The organism is Kitasatospora sp. NPDC043949 (genome assembly GCF_056435365.1).
This window is the reverse complement of sequence record NZ_JBWKEQ010000002.1, coordinates 76,901-98,335: the sequence shown is the minus strand read 5'-3', so window position 1 is coordinate 98,335 and position 21,435 is coordinate 76,901. Positions and strand designations below refer to the sequence as shown.

Below are 21,435 nucleotides of genomic sequence, written 5' to 3'. Positions count from 1 at the left end.
TGACAGATGACAGCTAACAGATTTCATCATCTGTTAGCTGTCATCTGTTTTCTGTTACTTGTTCGCCGCTGCCTCCGTCACCGGGTCGGCTTGGCGATCACCAGCTCCGTGTTGTGGTCCTCGCCCGCGCCCAGCAGCGCCGCCGGCCGGCCGTTCGGGTCGTTGTACGACAGTTCGCGGTACAGCGCGGCGAGGTTGGCGTCCGAGGTGCTGCCGAAGTCCGTGCCGTACGGTGCGGAGGACTCGATCAGCGTCGTGAACAGGGAGAGCGTGCCGTCCCCGTTGTCCGCGATCTCGATGATGCGCCCGTGCTGCGGGTAGTCGATGTGCGAGGCGGTGTTGATCTCCCAGAACGCCCGCTCCGGCACGGCGTGGCCGTGCGCCGTGACCTTGTTCATGTGGGTGTGCCCGTTCACCCACGCGATCACGTTCGGGTAGCGCTGGAGCAGCGCCACCAGTTCGTTGCCGTCGTGCCGCTTCTCGAAGATGTTGCGCGGGTCGGGCAGCAGGTTGCCCATGGTGGTGCTCGTGTGGTGGCTGAACAGGAGGATCACCTCGTCCGTGCTGCCGCCCGTCACCTTGCGTCCGTCGGTGTCGTACCAGTGCCCGCTGTGCGCCTTCAACTGCTGCTCCAGCCAGCGCAGTTGCGCGGTGCCCAGTGAACCGTCCGCGAATCCGGCCTGGTTGGTGGTGTCCAGGCTGATGCCGACCACCTTCTCCGAGATGCGGAAGGTGTAGTAGAGCTTGCCGCTGCCCACCATGTCCGAGGTGAAACCGTGCCCGTACGGGCCGGCGCCGGTGTGCGCCGGGTTCAGGTGGGCCTTGGCGAACTCCTTGAGCGTGAACGGCCGTCGGCGCTCGTCCGGGGTGATCCGGCGCACCGCGTCGCCGCTCGCGAGCAGCTTCGCGAGCAGGAGCGCGGCGCCGGCCGGGTCGCGGCGCAGCGAGTCCATCAGCTGGGCCGCGTCCGCGTCGTTGCAGCCCTCCAGCTTGTACTGGCCGGTGTAGAGGTCGTTCAGTAGCCCGAGGTCCGGCAGCGAACCCTCAAGGCTGTCGTCGTGGTTGCCGACCGTCGTGTACCAGGGCGTACGCAGGCCCGGCGCGTCGAACGGCCGGCCTGCGGCGTCGAGGAAGCCCGGTATCTGCGGGAAGCCCTTCGCCTTGTAGCCGTCGCTGTAGGCGAGTTCGGGGTTCCAGTAGGCGGCGTTGCCCGAGTTCTGCACGCCTTCGTAGCGGTTCGGGTCGCCGGTGTTCTGGGCGAGTCGGCCGCCGCCCATGACGGTGAGGTACCAGTCGAGTTCGGCCTGCTCGTGGTTGTCGGTGTTGTCGCCGGTGGCCATCACCATGCTGAACGGCATCCCGGTGTAGGGGCCGCCGTCGAGCGCGTTGACCCGTTCGACGAGGGCCGAGACGCCGCGGGCGTTCAGGGCCTCCTGCGGCCGGTACGCGCTGCCGTTGAACCGGGCCAGGTACTCGAATCGCACCGGGGACTCGGTGTCCACCAGGTGCAGGTCGCTGAACTGGACGAAGCTGGCCAGCCCGGTCCGCCGGTCGTCCCGCCCGGTGCCCGGCGCCGCCAGGTCGCCGCGCACCACCAGCGGCCAGCCCTGCCCGGCCGTCAGTCGCTTGTACCCGCCGGTGCCGACGGGCGTGGCCACCTGGTCGAGCGTGGTGCCCGTCGTCCTGACCGCCCGCGCGGCGGTGGCCGCCAGTGCGCGCTCGCGCTCCGCCGCCGAGGCGAACTGCCCGCCGCCCAGCGACAAGGCCGACCAGGCGGCGGCCACCGACGTACCGGTGAGGAACGTACGCCGACTCATCCCTGCCACAAGAACCCCCACATGCTGATGGCCCGGCCGGACAACCCGGACACCGGACCCCGTGTCATGAACCCGCCTCTGGCGGACCGCCAGATTACTCACTGGTAGGCACGAGGTGCGAGGCCCGTGCGGAGAACTCTTCGGGAACGCGGGGCAGCGGCCGCTCCCCGACTCGGACACCGGGTCGCGGGGCCCTGCTGACCGCCCCCGGTCGGGGCGCGGTCAGGCGAATGGGGGAAAATCGGTACCGACGGTCGGTGCGGCCGCACCTCAACGGAGTCGGAAGCGAGACGCAGGTGGCCGAAGCGGGAGCCGAAGCGGGAGTCGAGGCCGGGGGCAAGGCCGGGGCCGAAGCGGCGGCCGAGGCCGGGGGCCGGGCCGGCCAGCTGAAGAGCAGCGGCCTGCGGCACGGCTGGACCACGGGCGCCTGCGCCACCGCCGCCACCAAGGCCGCGTACACCGCGCTGCTCACCGGCGAGTTCCCGGACCCGGTGACCATCACCCTCCCCAAGGGCCAGCAGCCGGCCTTCGCCCTCGCCGCCGAGGAGCTCGCCGCCGAGGAGCTCGCCGCCGAGGAACTCGCCCCCAGGGCCGGGGGACTGGCCGCCGGGGTCCTCGCGGCCGGAGGTCGAGCCGCCGTCCCGCCCGAGCCGGCGAGCGCGATGGCCGCCGTGGTCAAGGACGCCGGCGACGATCCCGACGTCACCCACGGCGCGCTGATCCGCTCGACGGTGCGGGTCGGTGAGCCCGGCGCCGGAGTGGTGTTCCGGGCCGGACCGGGGGTGGGGACGGTCACCAAGGCGGGCCTGCCGCTGCCCGTCGGCGAGCCCGCGATCAACCCGGTGCCCCGGCAGATGATCCGCGACGCCGTGGCGGAGGTGGCCGCCGCGCACGGCGGCAGCGGGGACGTGGTGGTCGAGATCTCCGTGGACCACGGCGAGGAGATCGCCCGTTCCACCTGGAATCCACGGCTGGGCATCCTCGGGGGCCTGTCCATCCTCGGCACCACCGGCATCGTCGTCCCCTACTCCTGCTCCGCCTGGATCGACTCCATCCGCCGCGGCGTGGACGTGGCCCGGGCGGCGGGCCGCACCCACGTGGCCGGCTGTACCGGCTCGACCTCCGAGAAGGTCGCCGTCGCCGTGCACGGACTGCCCGAGGACGCGCTGCTCGACATGGGCGACTTCGCGGGCGCCGTCCTCAAGTACCTCAAGCGCCACCCGGTGCCCCGGCTGACGATCGCGGGCGGCTTCGCCAAGCTGTCCAAGCTCGCCGCCGGTCACCTCGACCTGCACTCGGCGCGCTCCCAGGTGGACAAGGGGTACCTGGCAGAACTGGCGCGGCGCGGCGGGGCCGACGGGGTGTTGGCCGAGGCGGTGGCCGCCGCCAACACCGGGTTGGAGGCGGTGCAGTTGTGCCGGGCGGCCGGGGTGCCGCTGGGCGATCTGGTCGCCGAGGCGGCGCGGGCGACGGCGCTCGGCGTGCTGGTCGGCTCGCCGGTGGCGGTGGACGTCATCTGCATCGACCGCGCGGGCACCGTCGTCGGCCGGGCGGAGCCGCTCGGGCCGTGACGCTCTCACAGAATCGCGGCAATACCACCTGGTGATGTGAAGATCTGACGTTCATACGGGGTGAGAAACGGACAAAAGGAGTGTCGCGCCCACCCCCGGCTCTGTTGTCATCTCAACCATGAGATATGGTCTGGCGAGTGACAGGCGACTACCTCACCCGTATCGGCACCCTCATCCGTACCGCCCGCCAGCACCGCGGCTGGTCCCAGGCGCAGCTCGGCGAGGCCCTCGGCACCAGCCAGAGCGCGGTCAACCGCATCGAGCAGGGCAAGCAGAACGTCAGCCTTGAGATGATCGCGCGCATCGGCGAAGCCCTCGACAGCGAGATCGTCTCCCTCGGCTACTCCGGCCCGATGCACCTGCGGGTCGCCGGCGGCACCCGACTCTCCGGCGCCATCGACGTTCGCAGCAGCAAGAACGCCTGCGTCGCGATCCTCTGCGCCTCACTGCTGACCACCGGACGCACCACGCTGCGCAGCGTCGCCCGGATCGAAGAGGTCTACCGCATCCTCGAGGTGCTCACCAGCATCGGCGTCAAGAGCCGCTGGACCAACGACGGCCGCGACCTCGAACTCACCCCGCCCGCCGAGCTCGACCTCGCGGCGATGGACGTCGAGGCAGCCCGCCGCACCCGCAGCGTGCTGATGTTCCTCGGCCCGCTGATGCACCGCGCCAGCCGCTTCGCCATCCCGTACGCGGGCGGCTGCGACCTCGGCACCCGCACCGTCGAGCCGCACCTGACCGCGCTGCGCCGCTTCGGGCTGGAGGTCGCCACCACCGGCGGCGCCTACCACGCCTCGGTCGAGCCGGGCACCCCGCTGGACCGTCCGATCGTGCTGACCGAGCGCGGGGACACCGTCACCGAGAACGCCCTGCTGGCCGCCGCCCGGCACGACGGCGTCAGCGTCATCCGCAACGCCTCGCCCAACTACATGGTCCAGGACTTGTGCTTCTTCCTGGAGAAGCTGGGCGTGCGGATCGAGGGCATCGGCACCACCACCCTCACCGTCCACGGCGTCCCGGAGATCACCTGCGACGTCGACTACACCCCGGCCGAGGACCCGGTGGAGGCGATGAGCCTGCTCGCCGCCGCCGTCGTCACCTCCTCCGAGCTGACGATCCGCCGGGTGCCGATCGAGTTCCTGGAGATCGAACTCGCGGTGCTGGAGGGGATGGGCCTCGACTACGACCGGACCCCCGAGTACCGGGCCCACAACGGCCACACCCGCCTGGTCGACCTCACCGTGCGCCCGTCCAAGCTGACCGCGCCGATCGACACCATCCACCCGATGCCGTTCCCCGGCATCAACATCGACAACGTGCCGTTCTTCGCGGCCATCGCCGCGGCCGCCCACGGCACCACGATGATCCACGACTGGGTCTACGACAACCGTGCGATCTACCTCACCGAGCTGACCCGCCTCGGCGCCGACGTCAAGCTCCTCGACCCGCACCGCGTCCTGGTCCAGGGCCCCACCCGCTGGCGCGCCGCCGAGATGATGTGCCCGCCGGCGCTCCGCCCCGCGGTCGTCATCCTCCTCGCGATGCTCGCCGCCCAGGGCACCTCCGTCCTGCGCAACGTCTACGTCATCAACCGCGGCTACGAGGACCTCGCCGAGCGCCTCAACTCCATCGGCGCGCAGATCGAGACCTTCCGCGACATCTGATCCGATCCGGATCTGAATGGCAGTCGGATGGCCGACCGGCCCCACGCGTTGGGGCTGGTCGGCCGTTTCGGCTACTCGCCGGTGGTGCCGTCGAGGTGTTCGCGCAGGAGGTCGGCGTGGCCGTTGTGGCGGGCGTACTCCTCGATCATGTGGGTGAGGATCCAGCGCAGCGAGAAGACCTCCTCGCCGTAGTGCCCCAGAACGTCCAACGACTCGGTGGCCGCGACGAGTTGCCGGGCGTGGTCGCACTCGCGGCGCCAGACCGCGAAGGCCTCGTCCGGGTCGGCGGTGTCGGCGTCGAACTCGGCGAAGGAGCCGTCGGGGTTCTTCCAGAAGGCGGGCTTGGCCTCGTCGTTGAGGACGTTGCGGAACCAGCTGCGCTCCACCTCGGCGAGGTGGCGGACCAGCCCGAGCAGGGAGAGACCGGAGGGTTCGAGGGCCCGGGTGCGGAGCTGTTCGGGGGTGAGGTCGGCGCACTTCAACGCGAGCGTGTCGCGCTGGTAGTCCAGGAAGCTGGCCAGGGTGGCCCGTTCGTCGGCCGTGCGCAGGGTCATGGTGCGGTGATCGTCTGCCATCGGCCCATCCTGCCGGTGCGGCGCCGAAACCCGCCCGGTAATTTCTCGCGGCCCGGTCGGCCCGGTCGGCCCGGTCGGCCCGACCCGCAGTTCTAGCGCAGGTGCTGCAACCACCGCACCGCGCCCGGTACGTCCGGGGCCACCGGTACGCCGTCCGGGACCGGCGGACGCCGCACGATGACCACGGGCAGGTGGAGTTCGCGTGCGGCGGTGAGTTTGGGTGCGGTCGCGGCGCCGCCGCTGTCCTTGGTGACCACGACGTCGATGCGGTGCTCGCGCAGGAGTGCCCGTTCGCCGTCGAGCGTGAACGGCCCCCGGTCCAGCAGGACTTCGAAGGACGGTGGCAACGGGGGCTCGGGCGGGTCGACTGACCGGGCGAGGAAGTGGACCCCGTCGAGGTGGGCGAAGGTGGCGATGCCCTGTCGCCCGGTGGTGAGGAAGACCCGTCGCCCGAGGCCGGGCAGGAGTTCGGCCGCGGCGGCGAGCGAGGGGACGGGGAGCCAGCGGTCCCCGGCGACGGGTGTGAAGCCGGGGCGGCGTAGCACCAGCAGCGGTACGCCGGTGGCCGCCGCCGCGAGGGCCGCGTTGCGGGACATCCCGGCGGCGAACGGGTGGGTGGCGTCGACGACCGCGTCGACCCGTTCGCCGCGCAGCCAGTCGGCCAGCCCCTCGGGGCCGCCGAAGCCGCCGATCCTCACCTCTCCGGCGGGCAGCCGGGGTTGGGCGACCCGGCCGGCCAGCGAACTGGTGACCCGCAGGGACGGCAGCTCGGCGAGTGCGGCGGCCAGCGCCCGCCCCTCCGTCGTCCCGCCGAGGATCAGGACGTGCCGGGTCATGGGGTTCACGCCCCGCAGGGCTCGTGCGGGCGTTCGCGCTCCGCCGAGTAGAGGTGGCTGTCGCGGAACTGTTCGGCGGCCAGTGTCCGTCCGACCAGGATGACGGCGGTGCGCACCACGCCCGAGGCCTTGACCTGCCCGGCGATGTCGGCGAGGGTGCCGCGCAGCACCAGCTCGTCCGGCCGGCTGGCCATCGCGACGACGGCGGCCGGGCAGTCGGCGCCGTAGTGCGGGAGCAGTTGCTCGACGACGTCGTCCACGTATCCGGCGGCCAGGTGCAGTACCAGCAGGGCGCCGCTGCGGCCGAGGGTGGCCAGGTCCTCGCCCTCGGGCATCGGGGTGGCGCGCTTGGCGATCCGGGTGAGGATGACGGTCTGGCCGACGGTCGGGACGGTCAGCTCCCGCTTGAGCGCGGCCGCTGCGGCGGCGAAGGCGGGCACGCCGGGGACGATCTCGTACGGCACGCCGGCCGCGTCGAGGCGGCGCATCTGCTCGGCGACGGCGGAGAAGACGGACGGGTCGCCGGAGTGCAGCCGGGCCACGTCCTGTCCGGCCTGGTGCGCGCGGACCAGCTCGGCGATGATCTGGTCCAGGTTGAGCTGCGCGGTGTCGACGAGGCGGGCGCCGGGCGGGCATTCGTCGAGCAGTTCGCGCGGCACCAGGCTGCCGGCGTAGAGGCAGACCTCGGCGCGGGCCAGGAGGCGCTGGCCGCGCAGGGTGATCAGGTCGGCGGCGCCGGGGCCGGCTCCGATGAAGTGGACGGTCACGACGCGTTCTCCTGAGGGGTGTTGGGCTTGACGGCGGACCACTGGGTGACCGGCATGGCCTGCCGCCACCCGGTGAAGCCGCCCACCGGGACGGCGTGCGCGACGGCGAGCTTGACGAGCTCCCCGCCGTTGCGCCGGTACCACTCGGTGAGCAGCGCCTCGGATTCCAGCGTCACGGTGTTGGCGACCAGCCGGCCGCCCGGCCGCAGGGCGGCCCAGCAACTGTCCAGCAGGCCGGTCGCGGTGAGGCCGCCGCCGATGAACACCGCGTCGGGGGTGGGGAGTTCGGCGAGCGCGGCGGGGGCCGGACCGGTCACCACGCGCAGTCGTGGCACGCCCAGGGCGGCGGCGTTGCGGGCGATCCGCTCGGCCCGCACCGGGTCGCGTTCGATGCTGACGGCCCGGCAGTCGCGGTGCGCGCGCAGCCACTCGACGGCGATCGAGCCGGAGCCGCCGCCGACGTCCCAGAGCAGTTCGCCGGGGGAGGGGGCGAGGGCGGCGAGGGTGGCGGCGCGCACGTGCCGTTTGGTGAGCTGGCCGTCGCTCTCGTAGGCGGCGTCGGGCAGGCCGGGGACGAGCGAGCTGCGGGGGCCGTCGCCGAGGTCGACCGCGATGACGTTCAGGGGGTCGCCGGGCGGGTGCGGCCAGCCGTCGGCGGTGCCGTCGAGCTGTCGTTCGGTCGGGCCGCCGAGCTGTTCGAGCACGCGCAGGCGGGCGGCGCCGTAGCCGCGCGCGGTGAGCAGCGCGGCGACGGCGGCCGGGGTCGTGGCGTCGGCGCTCAGCACGAGCAGGCGGCGGCCGGGGTTCAGGGCCAGGGCGAGGGTGTCCAGCGGGCGGCCGACCAGGCTGACCACCTCGGTGGACTCCAGCGGCCAGCCGAGTCGGGCGCAGGCGTGGGAGACGGAGGAGGGGTGCGGCAGGACGCGCAGCCGCCCGGCGCCGACCGTCTCGGCGAGGGTGCGGCCGATGCCGTGGAACATCGGGTCGCCGCTGGCCAGGACGGCGACCCGGCGGTCCGCGTGCGCGGCGAACAGTCCGGGGACGGCCGGGCGCAGGGGGGACGGCCACGGGACGCGCTCGGCGGCGACCTCGTCGTGGGGGAGGAGGTTCAGCTGCCGGGGGCCGCCGACGACCACCTCGGCTGCCCGCAGGGCGGCGCGGCCGATGGTGGAGAGGCCGGGCCAGCCGTCGGCCCCGATCCCGACGACGGTGATCGGGGGTGGCAGCTCGGGCACCGGGTGGCTCCTTGTCGTTCGGCGGGCGCCGTGAGTAGAGAGAACAACTGTCGGGGCAGCCTACCTGGCGGTATCCGGCCGGTCGTCTCCCGCCCGTCCTCCGCTACCGGTCCGCCCAGTCCCCCGAGTCGATCACCGCGGGCCGCTCCCGCAGCCGGCTCTCGACGACGGGCCCGGCGAAGTACACCCAGGCCTCCCGCACCTCGCCCGCCGCCGTCCGCACCGGCAGCCGCCGCCGTACGTACAGGCCGGTCCCGTCCGCCCGGCAGTCCTCCAGCCGGTCCAGCGCCGCGAGCGCTCCGGCGTACGCGCCGGGCCGTACGGTGATCAGCTCGCCCACGATCCGGCGCCCGGGCGTCGCGTCCGGCACCGCGTACGGGTACCCGGGGCCGTCGTGCAGCGTGGCGCCGTCCAGCACGGCCGGGCGGATGTCGGCGCAGCGTCCGGCCAGGTGGGCGGCGTGGTTGCGGCCGCCGCTGCGCAGGGTGCCGTAGACGAAGAACGGCAGGGCCTCCTCGGACACGGGTTCGACCTCTCGGCTTGGGGAGCGCCCACGGTACGTCCTCGTGCCCGCGCCGCGATAGCGCCTCTCGCCCCGTGTGTCCCGTGCCCCGCGCCCCGCGCGTCCGCCCGGTGGTGGGCGTCAGGCGGCGTCCGGGGTGGTCCGCACGTAGGTGAGGACGACGTTGCCGTGCTCGAAGACGCGGCTGTCGGTGAGCGTGAAGGCGCGGGGCTCGAACTCCGCGCGGAACAGCGGGATGCCCGACCCAGCCACCACCGGGTACTGCTTGATGATCAACTCGTCGATCTCGGGCAGCAGCTGGCCGGCCAGGTCGGCGCCGCCGCAGAGCCAGATGTCGAGCCCGTCCTGCTGCTTCAGCCTGCGGACCAGGGCCACCGGATCCTCCGCGGTGACCTCCACCGCCGGGTCCGGGCCGGCACCGAGGGTGCGGGAGACCACGATCTGCCGCAGGTGGGCGTAGGGGCTCGTGAGGCCCACGGCCAGCCCCGGTGCGTAGGTGCCGCGGCCCATGACGACGGTGTCGAAGCGCTTGTTGGGTGCCTCCGCGATGCCGAACGCCGCGCGGCCGGGGGTGGGGATGGTCTCCGGGTACTCGGCGAAGAGCGCCGAGGTGTAGTCCTCGGTGAGGAACGGCGCGAAGAAGTCGAAGCTGTCGTCCGGGCCGGCGATGAAGCCGTCGATGGTGGTGCCGATGAAGTAGCTGAGCTTGCGCATGCAGGTCCTCTGGAGTCGGGAAGCGGCGCGGACCGCGCGGCCTGTCGCCTAACCACTCCGACTATAGTACTCCAGCCATAGTGGTTGCCAGGATGTTTTCAGGCCCGGGCGCCCCGGTCCCCGAAAACCCCGCGAGAGAGAATCGGCCCATGGTCCAGAACCCCGCCCGCCGCACCGCCCTCGCCGACGCCGCCATCGAGGTCCTCGCCCGCGACGGCGCCCGCGGCCTCACCTTCCGCGCGGTCGACGTGCAGGCCGGCGTCCCCAACGGCACGGCCTCCAACTACTTCGCCAACCGCGACCACCTGCTCCACCAGACCGCCCGGCACATCCACCACCGGCTCACCCCGGACCCGGCCGTCATCGCCGACCTGCTGCGGGCCCCGCGTGACCGCGCCCTGGTCACCGCCCTGATGCACGACCTGATCCGCCGCATCTCCGCCGACCGGGCCGGCTACCTCGCGATGCTCGAACTGCGCCTGGAGGCCACCCGCCGCCCCGGCCTGCGGGCCCAGCTCACCGGCACCATCCGCGAGCAGCTGGAGGCCAACGTCGCCTACCACCTCGACGGAGGACTGCCCGGCGACCGCGAGACCGTCCTCGTCCTCTACCTCGCGATGACCGGCCTGATCGTCGAACACCTCACCCTGCCCGAGGTGTTGGGCACCGACACCCTGCCCGCCCTGATCGAGACCATCGTCGAGCGCATCGTCCCCGCCACCTGACCACCCGGCGGGCACGGCGAGTTGGGCGGGCCGCCGGCCTCGCGTTCCGGCGGGCGAGGGGGCGGCTCTGCCGGAGGGGGTGTCAGAGGGTGTGCGGGGGCTTGCCCGTCCACCAGTTGCCGGGGGCGTCGGGGTCGCGGCTGGTCCAGAACTCGATGATCGCGCTGGTGAACTCGGCTGCGGAGAGGGTGCCGTCGCCGTCGCGGTCGAGGTGGCGGAAGGCCTCGTCGGCGTCGTCGCGGGAGAGGCCGGCGAAGTGGCCGCGCTGGAAGACGAAGAACTCGCCGGCGTCGACCGTTCCGCTGCGGTCGGTGTCGGCGACGGCGAGGAAGGCGTCGGCGAGTGCGCCGAAGCTGGTCCGCGCGGCCTCGGGGTCGTCGGAGAGGGCGCCGGTCGAGCGGACGAACTGTTCGCGGGTGATCGCCTCGGTGCCGGCGGGCAGGTGGGCGAGGTGCAGGTCGTGCCAGACCGTCAGGTACGCGCGGACGATGACGGCCTCGGCCTCCGAGCCCTCCTGGTGGCCGAGCGAGCGGGCGACGGCGATGCCCATGAGGGCGTGGTCCCGTTCGGTGAGGAGCCCGTCGCCGTCGGCGTCGAGGTGGTCGAACCCGTGGTTGATCTTTGCTGTGAGCAGGTCGTCCGACAATGTGCCCCCTCGGTTGGCGATCACTACGACACGTCGCCAGCACGCTAGTGCCTGGAGTCGCGCTCGCGCAGCCGAACGACGGGCGAACGGCCACTCGGGCGACTCGAAGGCAGGGCCGCTAGCCGTCCTGGTGCTCGGCCCAGACGTACGCCTCGGGGAGCAGGTCGAGGATGGGCAGGGCGAGCAGCTCCGTTCCCCGCTTGACGATGACCTCGACCGTCGGGAAGTAGTCGAGCAGCACCTGCCGGCAGCGGCCGCACGGCGGCACGACGCCCCGGTCCTGGTCGCCGACCGCGACGACCGTGGTGAGGTCGTACGCGCCCTGGCCGGCGGCCGCGCCGATGAGGACGAGCTCCGCGCACGGGCCGCCGGTGAAGTGGTAGGCGTTCACGGCCGTGACGATCCGCCCGTCGGCGTTGCGCCCGGCGGCCGCGACGGTGTGGTTGTCGCCCCGGCAGTAGCGCCGGGCCACCGCCCGGGCGGCCTCGACGAGCTCGCGGTCGACGGCTGCGCGGTCTCCTGCGGAGTCGGATTGATCGCTGGCGGACATATTCGCTGGGGCTCCTTGATCGCACATGACAGGCTTCGAGCATGGACCGAGGGCCCCTGATCGTGCCAACGCTTTACGAGGGCCCCTTCATCCTTCGCCCCTGGCGCCTCACCGACCTCGCCGTGGTCCGGGAGGCGGGCACCGACCCGTACGTCCCGCTGGTCACGACCGTCCCGGCCGCCTCCGCCGGGTACGACGACGAGCGCCGCGACATGCGCCTCTACGCACTCCTCCCCACCGACCCCCGCGAGGCCACGGCCAGTCCCCTCACGGCCGCCGCCCCCCGCGAGGACCGGCGCCAGCGCTAGTGCACTGCGGCCAGCAGTTCCCGGGTGTACTCGGTGTGCGGCGCGCTGAACAGGCGGTCGCGGTCGGTGGACTCGACCAGTCGGCCCCGGTGCATGACGGCCACCCGGTCGCAGAAGTGCCGTACCACGGCGAGGTCGTGCGAGACGAACAGGAAGGCGACGCCGAGGCGTTCGCGCAGCTCCATCAGCAGGTTGAGCACCTGCGCCTGGACCGAGACGTCCAGGGCCGACACCGGTTCGTCCGCGATGATCAGGCGCGGCTGCGGGGCGAGGGCCCGCGCGATGCCGATCCGCTGGCGCTGTCCGCCGGAGAACTCGTGCGGGTAGCGGTCCAGGTGGGCGGCGGGCAGCCCGACCTGGTCCAGCAGTTCGGCCGAGCGCTCCCGCCGCTGCGCCGCGTCGAGTGAGGTGTGCAGGCGCAGCGGGGTGTCGAGGGTCTGGGCGACGGTGCGGCGCGGGTTGAGGGAGGCGTACGGGTCCTGGAAGACCAGCTGGATCTCCCGGCTGAGCCGGCGCCGCAGCTCCCGGCCCGGGCGGGTGACGTCCTGGCCGTCGTACAACACCGTTCCCGAGGTGGGCTGTTGGAGGCCGGCCAGGACGCGGGCGGTGGTGGACTTGCCGGAGCCGGACTCGCCGACCAGTCCGAGCGTCTCGCCGGGGGCGATCCGCAGTCCTACGCCCTCCACTGCCCGGACGGGCTCGGCGCGCAGGCTGGGGAGGCGGCGCCGTCCGGGGAAGTGGACGGCGAGGTCCGCCACCTCGGCGAGCCAGCGCTCGGGGCGTCCGACAGCCCGGGGCGCGAATGCGGCGATGGGTGACGGATCGTCAACTGTCGGCAGTGGTGAGCCGGGTACGGAGTCCAGGGTGAGCGCCGCCCCGACCAGTGCGCGGGTGTACGGCTCGCGCGGCGCGGCCAGCAGCTCGGCGGTCGGCGCGGACTCGACCTGGACGCCGCCGCGCAGCACGAGCGTGCGGTCCGTCGTCCCGGCGACCACGCCGAGGTCGTGGCTGACCAGCAGCACCGCCGTGCCGTGCTCGCGCTGCAACTCGCCGAGCAGGTCGAGGACTTGCCGCTGCACTCGGGAGTCCAGGGCGGTGGTGGGCTCGTCGGCGATCAGCACCTGCGGGTCGTTCATCAGCGCCATGGCGATCATCACCCGCTGGCGCATCCCGCCGGAGAACTGGTGCGGGAAGTCACGCACCAGGGCGGCCGGGATGCCGACCCGGTCGAGCATCGCGGCGGCGCGTCGGCGGGCCTCGGCGCGACCGGCGCCGGGGTGGTGCAGCCGGTACATCTCGGCGAGTTGGGCGCCGACGCCGTGGAAGGGGCTGAGCGAGGTGAGCGCGTCCTGGAAGACCAGCGCGGCCCGGCCGCCCCGGACCGGACGCAGCGCGGACTCCGTCGCGCCCACTAGCTCCTGCCCGTCCAGCCGGATCGAGCCGGTGACGGTGGTGGTGCGCGGGTCGTGCAGGCCGAGGACGGCGAGTCCGGTGGCCGACTTGCCGGAGCCCGACTCGCCGACCAGGCCGAGGACTTCACCGGCGGCCAGGTCGAAGGAGAGCCCCCGGACGGCGGTCACGGGAGCGCCGCCGCGCGGGTCGGCGAAGGTGACGGTCAGATCGCGAACGCTCAGCACGGGCTCTGCGGCAGGCGCGGCACCAGGCCCAGGAACGGCCTCCGACACGGCTCCGGGCGCGCCCCCGGGCACGGACTCAACAGTGGACGTCATCGAACGGCTCCAGTCAGCTCAGGCGGATTCGCGGGTCGAGCCAGGCCACCACCAGGTCGGCCAGCGCGACGAACAGCACCACGAAGCAGGCGGCCAGCAGTACCGCGCCGACCACTGCGGGCAGGTCCTGCCCGGACACCGCCTGGGCGGCGAACCGCCCGACCCCGTTCAGCCCGAACACCGTCTCGGTGATGACCGCCCCGCCGAGCAGCACTCCGGCCTCCAGGCCGAGCAGTTGCACCAGCGGCCCGGCGGCGCCGCGCGAGGTGTACTTGAGGTGGGCGCGCAGCCGGCCGAGGCCCTTGCCGCGCGCGGTGCGGACGTACTCCTCGTTCATCGTCTCCAGCAGCTGGGAGCGTGAAAGCCGGGCGAACACGGCGGAGTTGACGAATCCGAGGACGAGCCAGGGGAGCAGCAGCCCGCCCGCCCAGGCCGCGAGGTCCTCGGTCGGCGGGGTGTAGGAGGGCAGTGGCAGCAGGCCGGTGGAGTAGACCAGTGCCCACTGGGCGACGTATCCGAGGAAGTAGATCTGCACGCTGGCGCCGACGAGGGTGAAGCCGGAGAGCAGCCGGTCGGTGCGGCCGCCGTGCCGTAGCGCGGAGACGAACCCGGTGCCGAGGCCGAGCACCAGCAGGACGGCGAGAGCGCCGGCGGTGAGCGAGAACGTGACCGGCAGGTGGTCGGCCAGGGCCTCGGTGACGGGCTGGTGCAGCCGGTAGGAGTAGCCGAGGCAGGGCGCGTCGCAGTGGATGACCGAGCCGTCCACGTCGCCGATGTCGCGCCCGGCGACGACCCCGGTGAGGTAGTCGGTGTACTGGGTGAGCAGCGGCTGGTCCAGGCCCATGCTCTGGCGCACCGCCGCGACTTGGCCGCTGTCGCAGCGCGGGCCGCAGGCGGCGCGGGCCGGGTCGGCGGGCGCGGCGTAGAAGAGGGCGAAGGCGGCGGCGGAGACCGCGACCAGGACGGCGAGGGCCTGGAGGGTCCGCCGCAGGGCGAAGGAGAGCATGGCCGGTCCGGGGTCGACGGGACGGGGAGGCGTACGCGGGGCAGGACTACGTGGAGTGCACGGGGAGTGCGGGAGTTCAGGGGCCCGCCCCCGCACCGACCGGCGCGGGGGCGGGTGCGGCGGTCAGGACTTCAGGTACAGCCACGCCAGGCTGACCGTGCCGTAGATGGGGTGGATGAACGCCCCTCCGACGTTGGAGCCGCGCACCTGGTTGACGTTCGCGTAGACGAACGGCAGCACCGGGACGTCCTGCATCACGGTCTTCTCCAGCGCGTACAGCTCCTTGGCCTTGGCGCGCGGCTCGCCGATCTGGTTGATCCGGTCGATCTCCTTGTCCACCGCCGGGTTGCGGTAGCGCGCGGAGTTGAGGTCGCTGCCGGCGCGGCCGTCGAAGGAGAACGGGATCAGCGTGGACGGGGTCGGCCAGTCGACGGAGGAGGTCTCCTCGAACAGGTCGTACGGGGAGTCGGCGCGGTGCACCTCGTCCAGGAACGCCTTGGGGTCGATCGGCTTGGGCACGATGGTGATGCCCGACTTGGCGAAGCCGTCCACCAGCACCTGCGCGGTGCGCTGCCCGTCCGGGGTGTTCTTGTACCCGTAGGTCAGGCTCGTCGGCGCCTGCTTGGCCTTGGCGAGCGCGGCCTTGGCGGCCTCCGGGTCGCCTTCGGGCTTGACCGGGTGGAGGTCGTACTTCTCCCAGTCGATCAGTGCCGGCGAGCTGAGCGTGGTGGCGAGTTCGCCGATCCGGGAGCCGCCCTGGACCTGGCGGGCCTGCTGGCGGGGGTAGCCGAGGTGCAGGGCCTTGCGGACCTCGACGTCCGGCACCCGCTCGTTGTTGATCACCAGCTGGGTGACGAAGGCGCCCTGGCGCCCGGAGACGACCAGGTCCTTGGCCTTCGGGTCGGTGTCGGCGGTCTGGTACAGCTCGGGGGAGAGCACGTCGGAGGCGGTGGTGGCGCTGGCGCCGCCGTCGCGCCCGGACAGGATCTCCTGGTTGATGTTGAGCGCCTCCTTGCCGAACGTGAAGACGAACTTGTCCGGGTACTGGCTGCGGATCGGGTCGGTCTCGGCCTTCCAGGCGGGGTTGCGCTCCAGCACCATGCGGGTGTTCTGGACGTGCTCGACGATCCGGTAGGGGCCGGTGGCGAACGGCTGCCGGTCGTAGTCCGTCCCGGTGTCCTTGTCCCGGCGCACCGGCGAGGACGAGGACTGCGCGGCCATGTACGGGACGTCGGCCTGCGGCTGCGGGAAGTGGAAGACGATGGTGTGCTCGTCGGGCGTCTCGATCGCGGCCAGGTCGCCGTCCTGCGGGCCGGCGTACTTGGCGCGCGCCGCCTCGTAGCTGGCCTCACCGGTGAGCCACTGCGGCCAGTACGGCGGGCCGACCTCGTAGCCCTTGCCGAAGCTGCGCTCGATGCCGTACTTGACGTCCTGGGCGGTGATCGGCTTGCCGTCCTCCCAGGCCACGCCGTCCTTGAGCTTGTACGTCCAGGTGCGCCCGCCGTCGCCGGAGGTGCCGGTGTCGGTCGCCAGGTCGCCGACCAGCTTGGCCTTGCCGTCGACGACCTGGTACTGCGTCAGCTGGCGGCCCCAGAGCAGCGAGGCGTTGTACGTCGCGCCCGCGTAGACCTTCTGCGGGTCGAGGTGGCGGAACTCGACGCTGTTGTACACGTTCACGGTGCCGCCCACGCGGGCGCCGGCAACGGCGGGGGCCGGTCCGGCGCTCTCCTTCTCGCCGCCGAGCGCGGCGGTCAGCGGGGACGTCTCCTTGGCGGCCGCCCCGGCGGGCGCCGGGCCGGTGCCCGCGCCGGCCGAGCAGGCGGTCGCCAGCAGGGCGGTGGCGACGACGGCGAGGGACGGTCTGGTCCAGCGCATGGCGAATCTCTCCTTGCCCCGGGAGCCGGGGCGGGTCGGGGCGGGCGTGGGGTGATGGACGGAGAAGGGCGGGGCTCAGCGGGCGGCGCGCGGGTCCAGCGCGTCCCGGACGGCGTCGCCGAGCAGGTTGAAGGCGAGCACGAAGAGCAGCAGGGCGACACCGGGGAAGACCATGTAGGTCGGATCGGCCTGGAAGACCTCGGAGCCGCGGGAGATCATCCGCCCCCAGTCCGGGATCGGCTCCGTGATGCCGACGCCGAGGAAGGACAGCACCGCTTCGGAGGCGACGAAGGTCGGCACCGCCATGGTGGCGTGCACCAGCAGCTGCGAGCGGACGTTCGGCAGCAGTTCGTGGACGACGACATGGAATCGGCCGGCGCCCTGGGCCCGGGCGGACTGCACGAAATCCCTTTCCCGGAGCGACCGCACGGTGGCCCGCAGGGAAAGCGCGAGCGGAATCCAGCCGAACGCGGAGAAGACCAGGATCAGCACCAGGAACTGCATCCACTCCGGTTCCGCGGTGCCCGGATCGACCAGTCGGGACTGGATGACGGGGCTCAGCGCGAGGAGCAGGAGCAGGGTCGGAAAGGCCAGCAGCACGTTGGCCAGGAAGCCGAACAGCCGGTCGGCGATCCCGCCGAGGTAGCCGACCGCGACCCCGGCCAGCACACCGAGCGTGGTGGTCACGGCGGCGGAGGCGAAGGCGATCAGCAGCGAGGTGCGGATGCCGTAGAGCAACTGGGTCAGGACGTCCCGGCCGAGCCCCGGCTCCAGGCCGAACCAGAAGTCGCCCGAGATGCCGCCGTTCGGCAGGACGGGCAGGCCGCTGTCGCTCAGCAGGCCGGGGGAGTTCTGGCCGTAGTGCTCGACCGGGTTCTTCCCGTACAGGGCGGCGATCAGCGGGGCGGCGAGGGCGAGCAGCAGGAAAAGCAGGACGACGGCGAGGGCGGCGGCGCCGACCCGGTCGCGCAGGAGCCGGCCGAGCAGCCTCGGCGCGGCGGGTGCGGGGACGGAGCCCGCTGCTGTTTCGACCACGGCCATGAGAGGCGTACTCCCCGAATTCTCCGCCGCCCTGTGGGTGAGGGTGCGCTGGTGTGCATTTCCGAACCGGCCCCCGGGGGTTTCCCGTCGGCCGTTCGAGCGCCATCAGACCGGATGCGCGGGGAGGTCCGCAAATCACCTCCGGCGGTTTTTCCCGGCATTGTTTCGGCGCGTATTGCGGCTTCATTCGGCGTCATTGCGCCGCAATACCGGCGTTGCGGAAGAACGGACATCGAGGGGCGAAACGGGCGTGCCGTCCCGAATCCTGAGATCTCCGCCACATCCCCCCGGGCATTGGTACGATCCCGGGGAGCCGCGACTGGCGCGCACGGATGGAACCGACCATCGGGAAGCGGCTCCGTGCACCCGCACGACAGTTGCCGAGCGCCTGGGCCGTCCGTACTCGTCCGTGCACCACGAGGAGACCGCCTTGGCCACCCCGCACACCCCTCATGCCGTTGAGGCCGCCCAGGCCCCGCACACCGCCGCCGGCGCGGCCGCCGACACCGCCTTCCGCAGCGCCCTCGACGTGGTCGCCGGCGTGGAGCCGCGGATCGCCGCCGCCATCGGCCGGGAGCTGGAGGACCAGCGCGCCTCGCTCAAGCTGATCGCCAGCGAGAACTACGCCTCCCCGGCCGTGCTGCTCGCCATGGGCAACTGGCTCAGCGACAAGTACGCCGAGGGCACCGCGGGCCGGCGCTTCTACGCGGGCTGCCGCAACGTCGACACCGTCGAGACCATCGCCGCCGAGCACGCCCGCGCCCTGTTCGGCGCCGACCACGCCTACGTCCAGCCGCACTCCGGCATCGACGCCAACCTCACGGCCTTCTGGGCCGTCCTCTCCCGGCGGGTGGAGAGCCCGGCGCTGGAGCGGGCCAAGGTCCGGGGCGTCAACGACCTCACCGAGCAGGACTGGGCGCAGCTGCGCCAGTCGCTCGGCAACCAGCGGATGCTCGGCATGTCCCTGGACGCCGGGGGCCACCTCACCCACGGCTTCCGACCCAACATCTCGGGCAAGATGTTCGACCAGCGCAGCTACGGCACCGACCCGGCCACCGGCCTGATCGACTACGACGCGCTGCGCGAGACCGCCCGGGAGTTCCGCCCGCTGATCCTGGTCGCCGGCTACTCCGCCTACCCTCGACTGGTCGACTTCCGGCGGATGCGCGAGATCGCGGACGAGGTCGGCGCGACCCTCATGGTCGACATGGCGCACTTCGCCGGCCTCGTCGCGGGCAAGGTGCTGACCGGCGACCACGACCCCGTCCAGCACGCCCAGATCGTCACCACGACCACCCACAAGTCGCTGCGCGGCCCGCGCGGCGGCATGGTGCTGTGCGACACCGAACTGGCCGAACACGTCGACCGCGGCTGCCCGTTGGTGCTCGGCGGGCCGCTCTCGCACGTCATGGCCGCCAAGGCGGTCGCCTTCGCCGAGGCCCGCCGGCCCGAGTTCCGGACCTACGCCCGCGCCGTCGTGGACAACGCCCGGGCGCTCGCCGAGGGCCTGCTGCGCCGCGGCGGCCGGCTGGTCACCGGCGGCACCGACAACCACCTCGTCCTCGCCGACGTCTCCGGCTACGGCCTGACGGGTCGTCAGGCGGAGGCGGCGCTGCTGGACTCGGGCGTCGTCACCAACCGCAACTCCGTCCCGCAGGACCCGAACGGCGCCTGGTACACCTCGGGCGTGCGCCTCGGCACCCCGGCGCTCACCACCCGCGGCCTCGGCACCGCCGAGATGGACGAGATCGCCGCCCTGATCGACACCGTGCTGCGCGCCACCACCCCGACCACCACCGCGGGCGGCGCCCCCTCCAAGGCCCAGTACCGCCTCGACGACGCCGTGCGCGACGGCGCCGCCAAGCGCGCCGCCGACCTCCTCGCCCCCTTCCCCCTCTACCCGGGCGTCGACCTCACCTGACCGGCCCCGCCCGACCGGCCTCGATGCCCGAACCCCCGGGCCCGCCGCCCCACGTGCGGCGGGCCCGGAGCCGGTGCCGCGGCCGGTACCCCGCTCGGCGCCGCGGTCAGTACTGGAGCGACTTGCACTGGAGGAACTCCTCCAGGCCGTGGCGGCCCAGTTCGCGGCCGAGGCCGGAGCTCTTGTAGCCGCCGAACGGCGCGAGCGGGTTGAAGCGGCCGCCGTTGAGGTCGACCTGGCCGGTGTCGAGGCGGCGGGCGAAGGCGGCGGCGGTGTCGGTGTCCGCGGCCCAGACGCCGCCGGCCAGGCCGTACTCGGTGTCGTTGGCGAGTTCGGCGGCGTGGTCCTCGTCCCGGTAGGGGAGGACCACCAGGACGGGGCCGAACACCTCCTCCCGGGCGATCGCCATGTCCCCCGTGACGTCGGCGAGCACGGTCGGGTGGACGTAGAAGCCGGCGGGCAGGCCGGGGACGGGCTCCGCGCCGCCGACGACCAGCCGGGCGCCCGCGGCGAGCGCGCCCTCGACGTAACCGCGCACCCTGGCCAGCTGCTTGGCGTTGACCAGCGGGCCGATCCGGGTCTGCGGGTCGGTCGGATCGCCCGGGGCGTACTTGGCGGCGGCCTTCGCGGCCGTCGCGACGGCCTCCTCGTACTGGTCCTGGTGCACCAGCAGGCGGGTCCACGCGCTGCACGTCTGGCCCGAGTTGGCGAACACGTTGGCGATGTTGACGTTGACCGCCCGGGCCAGGTCCGCGCCCGGCAGCACCACGTTGGCGGACTTGCCGCCGAGTTCCAGGGCGACGCGCTTCAGGCCCCGGCCCGCCGTCTCGGCGACCTGTCGGCCGACGGCGGTGGATCCGGTGAACGAGACCATGTCCACGCCCGGATGGGCGGCGAGCGCCGCACCCGCCACCACGCCCGTGCCGGTCACCAGGTTGAACGTGCCCGCGGGGAAGCCCGCCTCGTGCACCAGCCGGGCGAACAGCCGGGCCACCAGCGGGGTGTCCTCGGCGGGCTTGAGGACCACCGGGCAGCCGGCCGCCAGGGCCGGGACGGCCTTGGCGACGATCTGGTGCAGCGGGTAGTTCCACGGCGTGATCGCCGCGACCACCCCGGCGGGCTCGGCGAGCACCACCGAGTTGCCGATCCGTTCCTCGAAGGGGTGCTCGGCGAGCAGTGTCAGGTAGGAGGTCGCCACGGTCAGCGGCGCTCCGGCGTGCACGGCGGCGGCGAAGCCGACCGGGGCGCCGAGTTCGGCGACCACGGTGGCGGTGATCTCCTCCTGGGCGGCGGCGATTCCGTCCCGCAACCGGGTCAGCAGGGCGAGCCGGTCCGCGCGGGCGGTCGTCGCCCAGCCGCGGGCCGCCCGGCGGGCCGCGGCGACCGCGGCGTCGATGTCGGCGGGCCCGCCGGCCGGCACGGTGGCGAGCACCTGCTCGGTCGCCGGGTTCAGCACCTCGATCGACCCGGCGTCATCCAGGGAGGGCCGCCAGGCGCCGTCGATGTACTGGTCGCCGTACTCCGCGTGCTGCTGCACCGAGTGTCCTCTCATCCGGTCGGCCGATTGACCAACAGCGCTAGTCAAAGGGCCAGTCAAGGCGGCCCGGTCGGCCGCGCGCAAGAGCCAATCCGGCCCGGTGGGCCGACGGGTCACCCCGGGGCGAACCGCGCGGTGTACTCGTCGGACGGCTCGGCCCCGCGCCCGCGCGCCGCTCGTCCGACCGCTCAAGGGCCTCGCACGGCCACGGCACCGGGCCGCCCCCCACCGCCTCCGCCGTCAGCTCCACCGCCCGCCGTCGGACGTCCAGTTGACGATCAGCGTGCGGGGGGGGGGGGGGGGGGGGGGGGGGGGGGGGGGGGGGGGGGGGGGGAGAGGGGGGGAGGGGGGGGGGGTATCCTGCAGGCGCGGAATGCAGGCCCACGGAGAT

The 21,435-nt window shown here is 73.0% G+C and carries 19 protein-coding genes and 1 riboswitch; of the genes, 5 read left to right on the top strand and 14 right to left on the bottom strand.

The window, feature by feature from the left end; translation table 11 throughout:
• Positions 1-77 precede the first annotated feature (77 nt).
• Positions 78-1,817, bottom strand: coding sequence for a TIGR03767 family metallophosphoesterase (locus AC07AL_RS02645; protein WP_478316544.1), 1,740 nt, complete (start codon positions 1,815-1,817; stop codon positions 78-80).
• A 296-nt stretch (positions 1,818-2,113) separates the two neighbouring features.
• On the opposite strand from AC07AL_RS02645, the gene AC07AL_RS02640 reads away from it, so the two are divergent.
• Together AC07AL_RS02640 and AC07AL_RS02635 are read left to right on the top strand one after the other, a co-directional pair.
• Positions 2,114-3,388, top strand: coding sequence for a cobalt-precorrin-5B (C(1))-methyltransferase (locus AC07AL_RS02640; protein WP_478316542.1), 1,275 nt, complete (start codon positions 2,114-2,116; stop codon positions 3,386-3,388).
• A 137-nt stretch (positions 3,389-3,525) separates the two neighbouring features.
• Positions 3,526-5,055: a UDP-N-acetylglucosamine 1-carboxyvinyltransferase gene (locus tag AC07AL_RS02635; RefSeq protein ID WP_363579107.1), complete on the top strand. Its 1,530-nt coding sequence runs from the start codon at positions 3,526-3,528 to the stop codon at positions 5,053-5,055.
• Positions 5,056-5,126: 71 nt separating this feature from the next.
• Here AC07AL_RS02635 and AC07AL_RS02630 read toward each other — a convergent pair whose 3' ends face one another.
• The 6 genes from AC07AL_RS02630 to AC07AL_RS02605 form a co-directional block, all read right to left on the bottom strand.
• Positions 5,127-5,630 carry a DinB family protein gene (locus AC07AL_RS02630; RefSeq protein WP_363579105.1) on the bottom strand — a complete coding sequence of 168 codons (504 nt, stop codon included), beginning with the start codon at positions 5,628-5,630 and terminating at the stop codon, positions 5,127-5,129.
• A gap of 92 nt (positions 5,631-5,722) precedes the next feature.
• Positions 5,723-6,466: a cobalt-precorrin-6A reductase gene (locus tag AC07AL_RS02625; RefSeq protein WP_363579650.1), complete on the bottom strand. Its 744-nt coding sequence runs from the start codon at positions 6,464-6,466 to the stop codon at positions 5,723-5,725.
• Between the two features lie 5 nt (positions 6,467-6,471).
• The gene (gene cobM / locus AC07AL_RS02620; protein ID WP_387814506.1) at positions 6,472-7,233 is read right to left on the bottom strand and encodes a precorrin-4 C(11)-methyltransferase; all 762 of its coding nucleotides are present in this window, start codon (positions 7,231-7,233) and stop codon (positions 6,472-6,474) included.
• Positions 7,230-8,468 (bottom strand): precorrin-6y C5,15-methyltransferase (decarboxylating) subunit CbiE, encoded by a 1,239-nt coding sequence (gene cbiE, locus AC07AL_RS02615; RefSeq protein ID WP_478316540.1) that lies wholly within the window; start codon positions 8,466-8,468, stop codon positions 7,230-7,232. The genes cobM and cbiE overlap by 4 nt, the downstream gene beginning before the upstream one ends.
• Positions 8,469-8,571: 103 nt before the next feature.
• Positions 8,572-8,991, bottom strand: coding sequence for a gamma-glutamylcyclotransferase family protein (locus AC07AL_RS02610; protein WP_063350078.1), 420 nt, complete (start codon positions 8,989-8,991; stop codon positions 8,572-8,574).
• A 120-nt stretch (positions 8,992-9,111) separates the two neighbouring features.
• The gene (locus AC07AL_RS02605; RefSeq protein WP_478316538.1) at positions 9,112-9,705 is read right to left on the bottom strand and encodes a dihydrofolate reductase family protein; all 594 of its coding nucleotides are present in this window, start codon (positions 9,703-9,705) and stop codon (positions 9,112-9,114) included.
• A gap of 149 nt (positions 9,706-9,854) precedes the next feature.
• Here AC07AL_RS02605 and AC07AL_RS02600 point away from each other — a divergent pair, with 149 nt between their 5' ends.
• The gene (locus AC07AL_RS02600) at positions 9,855-10,430 is read left to right on the top strand and encodes a TetR/AcrR family transcriptional regulator (protein ID WP_363585852.1); all 576 of its coding nucleotides are present in this window, start codon (positions 9,855-9,857) and stop codon (positions 10,428-10,430) included.
• 82 nt (positions 10,431-10,512) lie between these two features.
• Here AC07AL_RS02600 and AC07AL_RS02595 read toward each other — a convergent pair whose 3' ends face one another.
• Both AC07AL_RS02595 and AC07AL_RS02590 read right to left on the bottom strand, forming a co-directional pair.
• The gene (locus tag AC07AL_RS02595) at positions 10,513-11,076 is read right to left on the bottom strand and encodes an EF-hand domain-containing protein (protein WP_363585853.1); all 564 of its coding nucleotides are present in this window, start codon (positions 11,074-11,076) and stop codon (positions 10,513-10,515) included.
• A 118-nt stretch (positions 11,077-11,194) separates the two neighbouring features.
• A complete protein-coding gene (locus AC07AL_RS02590) occupies positions 11,195-11,626 on the bottom strand; it encodes a cytidine deaminase family protein (RefSeq protein WP_363616899.1) in 432 nt (143 codons plus the stop codon).
• 41 nt (positions 11,627-11,667) lie between these two features.
• On the opposite strand from AC07AL_RS02590, the gene AC07AL_RS02585 reads away from it, so the two are divergent.
• Positions 11,668-11,934 (top strand): hypothetical protein, encoded by a 267-nt coding sequence (locus tag AC07AL_RS02585; RefSeq protein ID WP_400843575.1) that lies wholly within the window; start codon positions 11,668-11,670, stop codon positions 11,932-11,934.
• Here AC07AL_RS02585 and AC07AL_RS02580 read toward each other — a convergent pair.
• The 4 genes from AC07AL_RS02580 to AC07AL_RS02565 all read right to left on the bottom strand — a co-directional run bounded on the left by AC07AL_RS02580 (position 11,931) and on the right by AC07AL_RS02565 (position 17,586).
• Positions 11,931-13,571 (bottom strand): dipeptide ABC transporter ATP-binding protein, encoded by a 1,641-nt coding sequence (locus tag AC07AL_RS02580; protein WP_478316536.1) that lies wholly within the window; start codon positions 13,569-13,571, stop codon positions 11,931-11,933. The two genes, AC07AL_RS02585 and AC07AL_RS02580, sit on opposite strands and share 4 nt — an antisense overlap.
• Before the next feature lie 106 nt (positions 13,572-13,677).
• Positions 13,678-14,670, bottom strand: coding sequence for an ABC transporter permease (locus AC07AL_RS02575; RefSeq protein ID WP_363616905.1), 993 nt, complete (start codon positions 14,668-14,670; stop codon positions 13,678-13,680).
• 123 nt (positions 14,671-14,793) lie between these two features.
• Positions 14,794-16,545, bottom strand: a complete 1,752-nt coding sequence (locus AC07AL_RS02570) for an ABC transporter substrate-binding protein (protein ID WP_363585857.1) — start codon at positions 16,543-16,545, stop codon at positions 14,794-14,796.
• Between the two features lie 75 nt (positions 16,546-16,620).
• A complete protein-coding gene (locus AC07AL_RS02565) occupies positions 16,621-17,586 on the bottom strand; it encodes an ABC transporter permease (protein WP_363585858.1) in 966 nt (321 codons plus the stop codon).
• A gap of 305 nt (positions 17,587-17,891) precedes the next feature.
• A riboswitch (ZMP/ZTP riboswitch) is annotated at positions 17,892-17,987 on the top strand.
• A 29-nt stretch (positions 17,988-18,016) separates the two neighbouring features.
• Between AC07AL_RS02565 and AC07AL_RS02560 the strand changes: the two genes are divergently transcribed.
• A complete protein-coding gene (locus tag AC07AL_RS02560) occupies positions 18,017-19,507 on the top strand; it encodes a glycine hydroxymethyltransferase (protein WP_363585859.1) in 1,491 nt (496 codons plus the stop codon).
• A gap of 106 nt (positions 19,508-19,613) precedes the next feature.
• Here AC07AL_RS02560 and AC07AL_RS02555 read toward each other — a convergent pair whose 3' ends face one another.
• Positions 19,614-21,044, bottom strand: coding sequence for an aldehyde dehydrogenase family protein (locus AC07AL_RS02555; protein ID WP_363585860.1), 1,431 nt, complete (start codon positions 21,042-21,044; stop codon positions 19,614-19,616).
• Positions 21,045-21,435 lie beyond the last annotated feature (391 nt).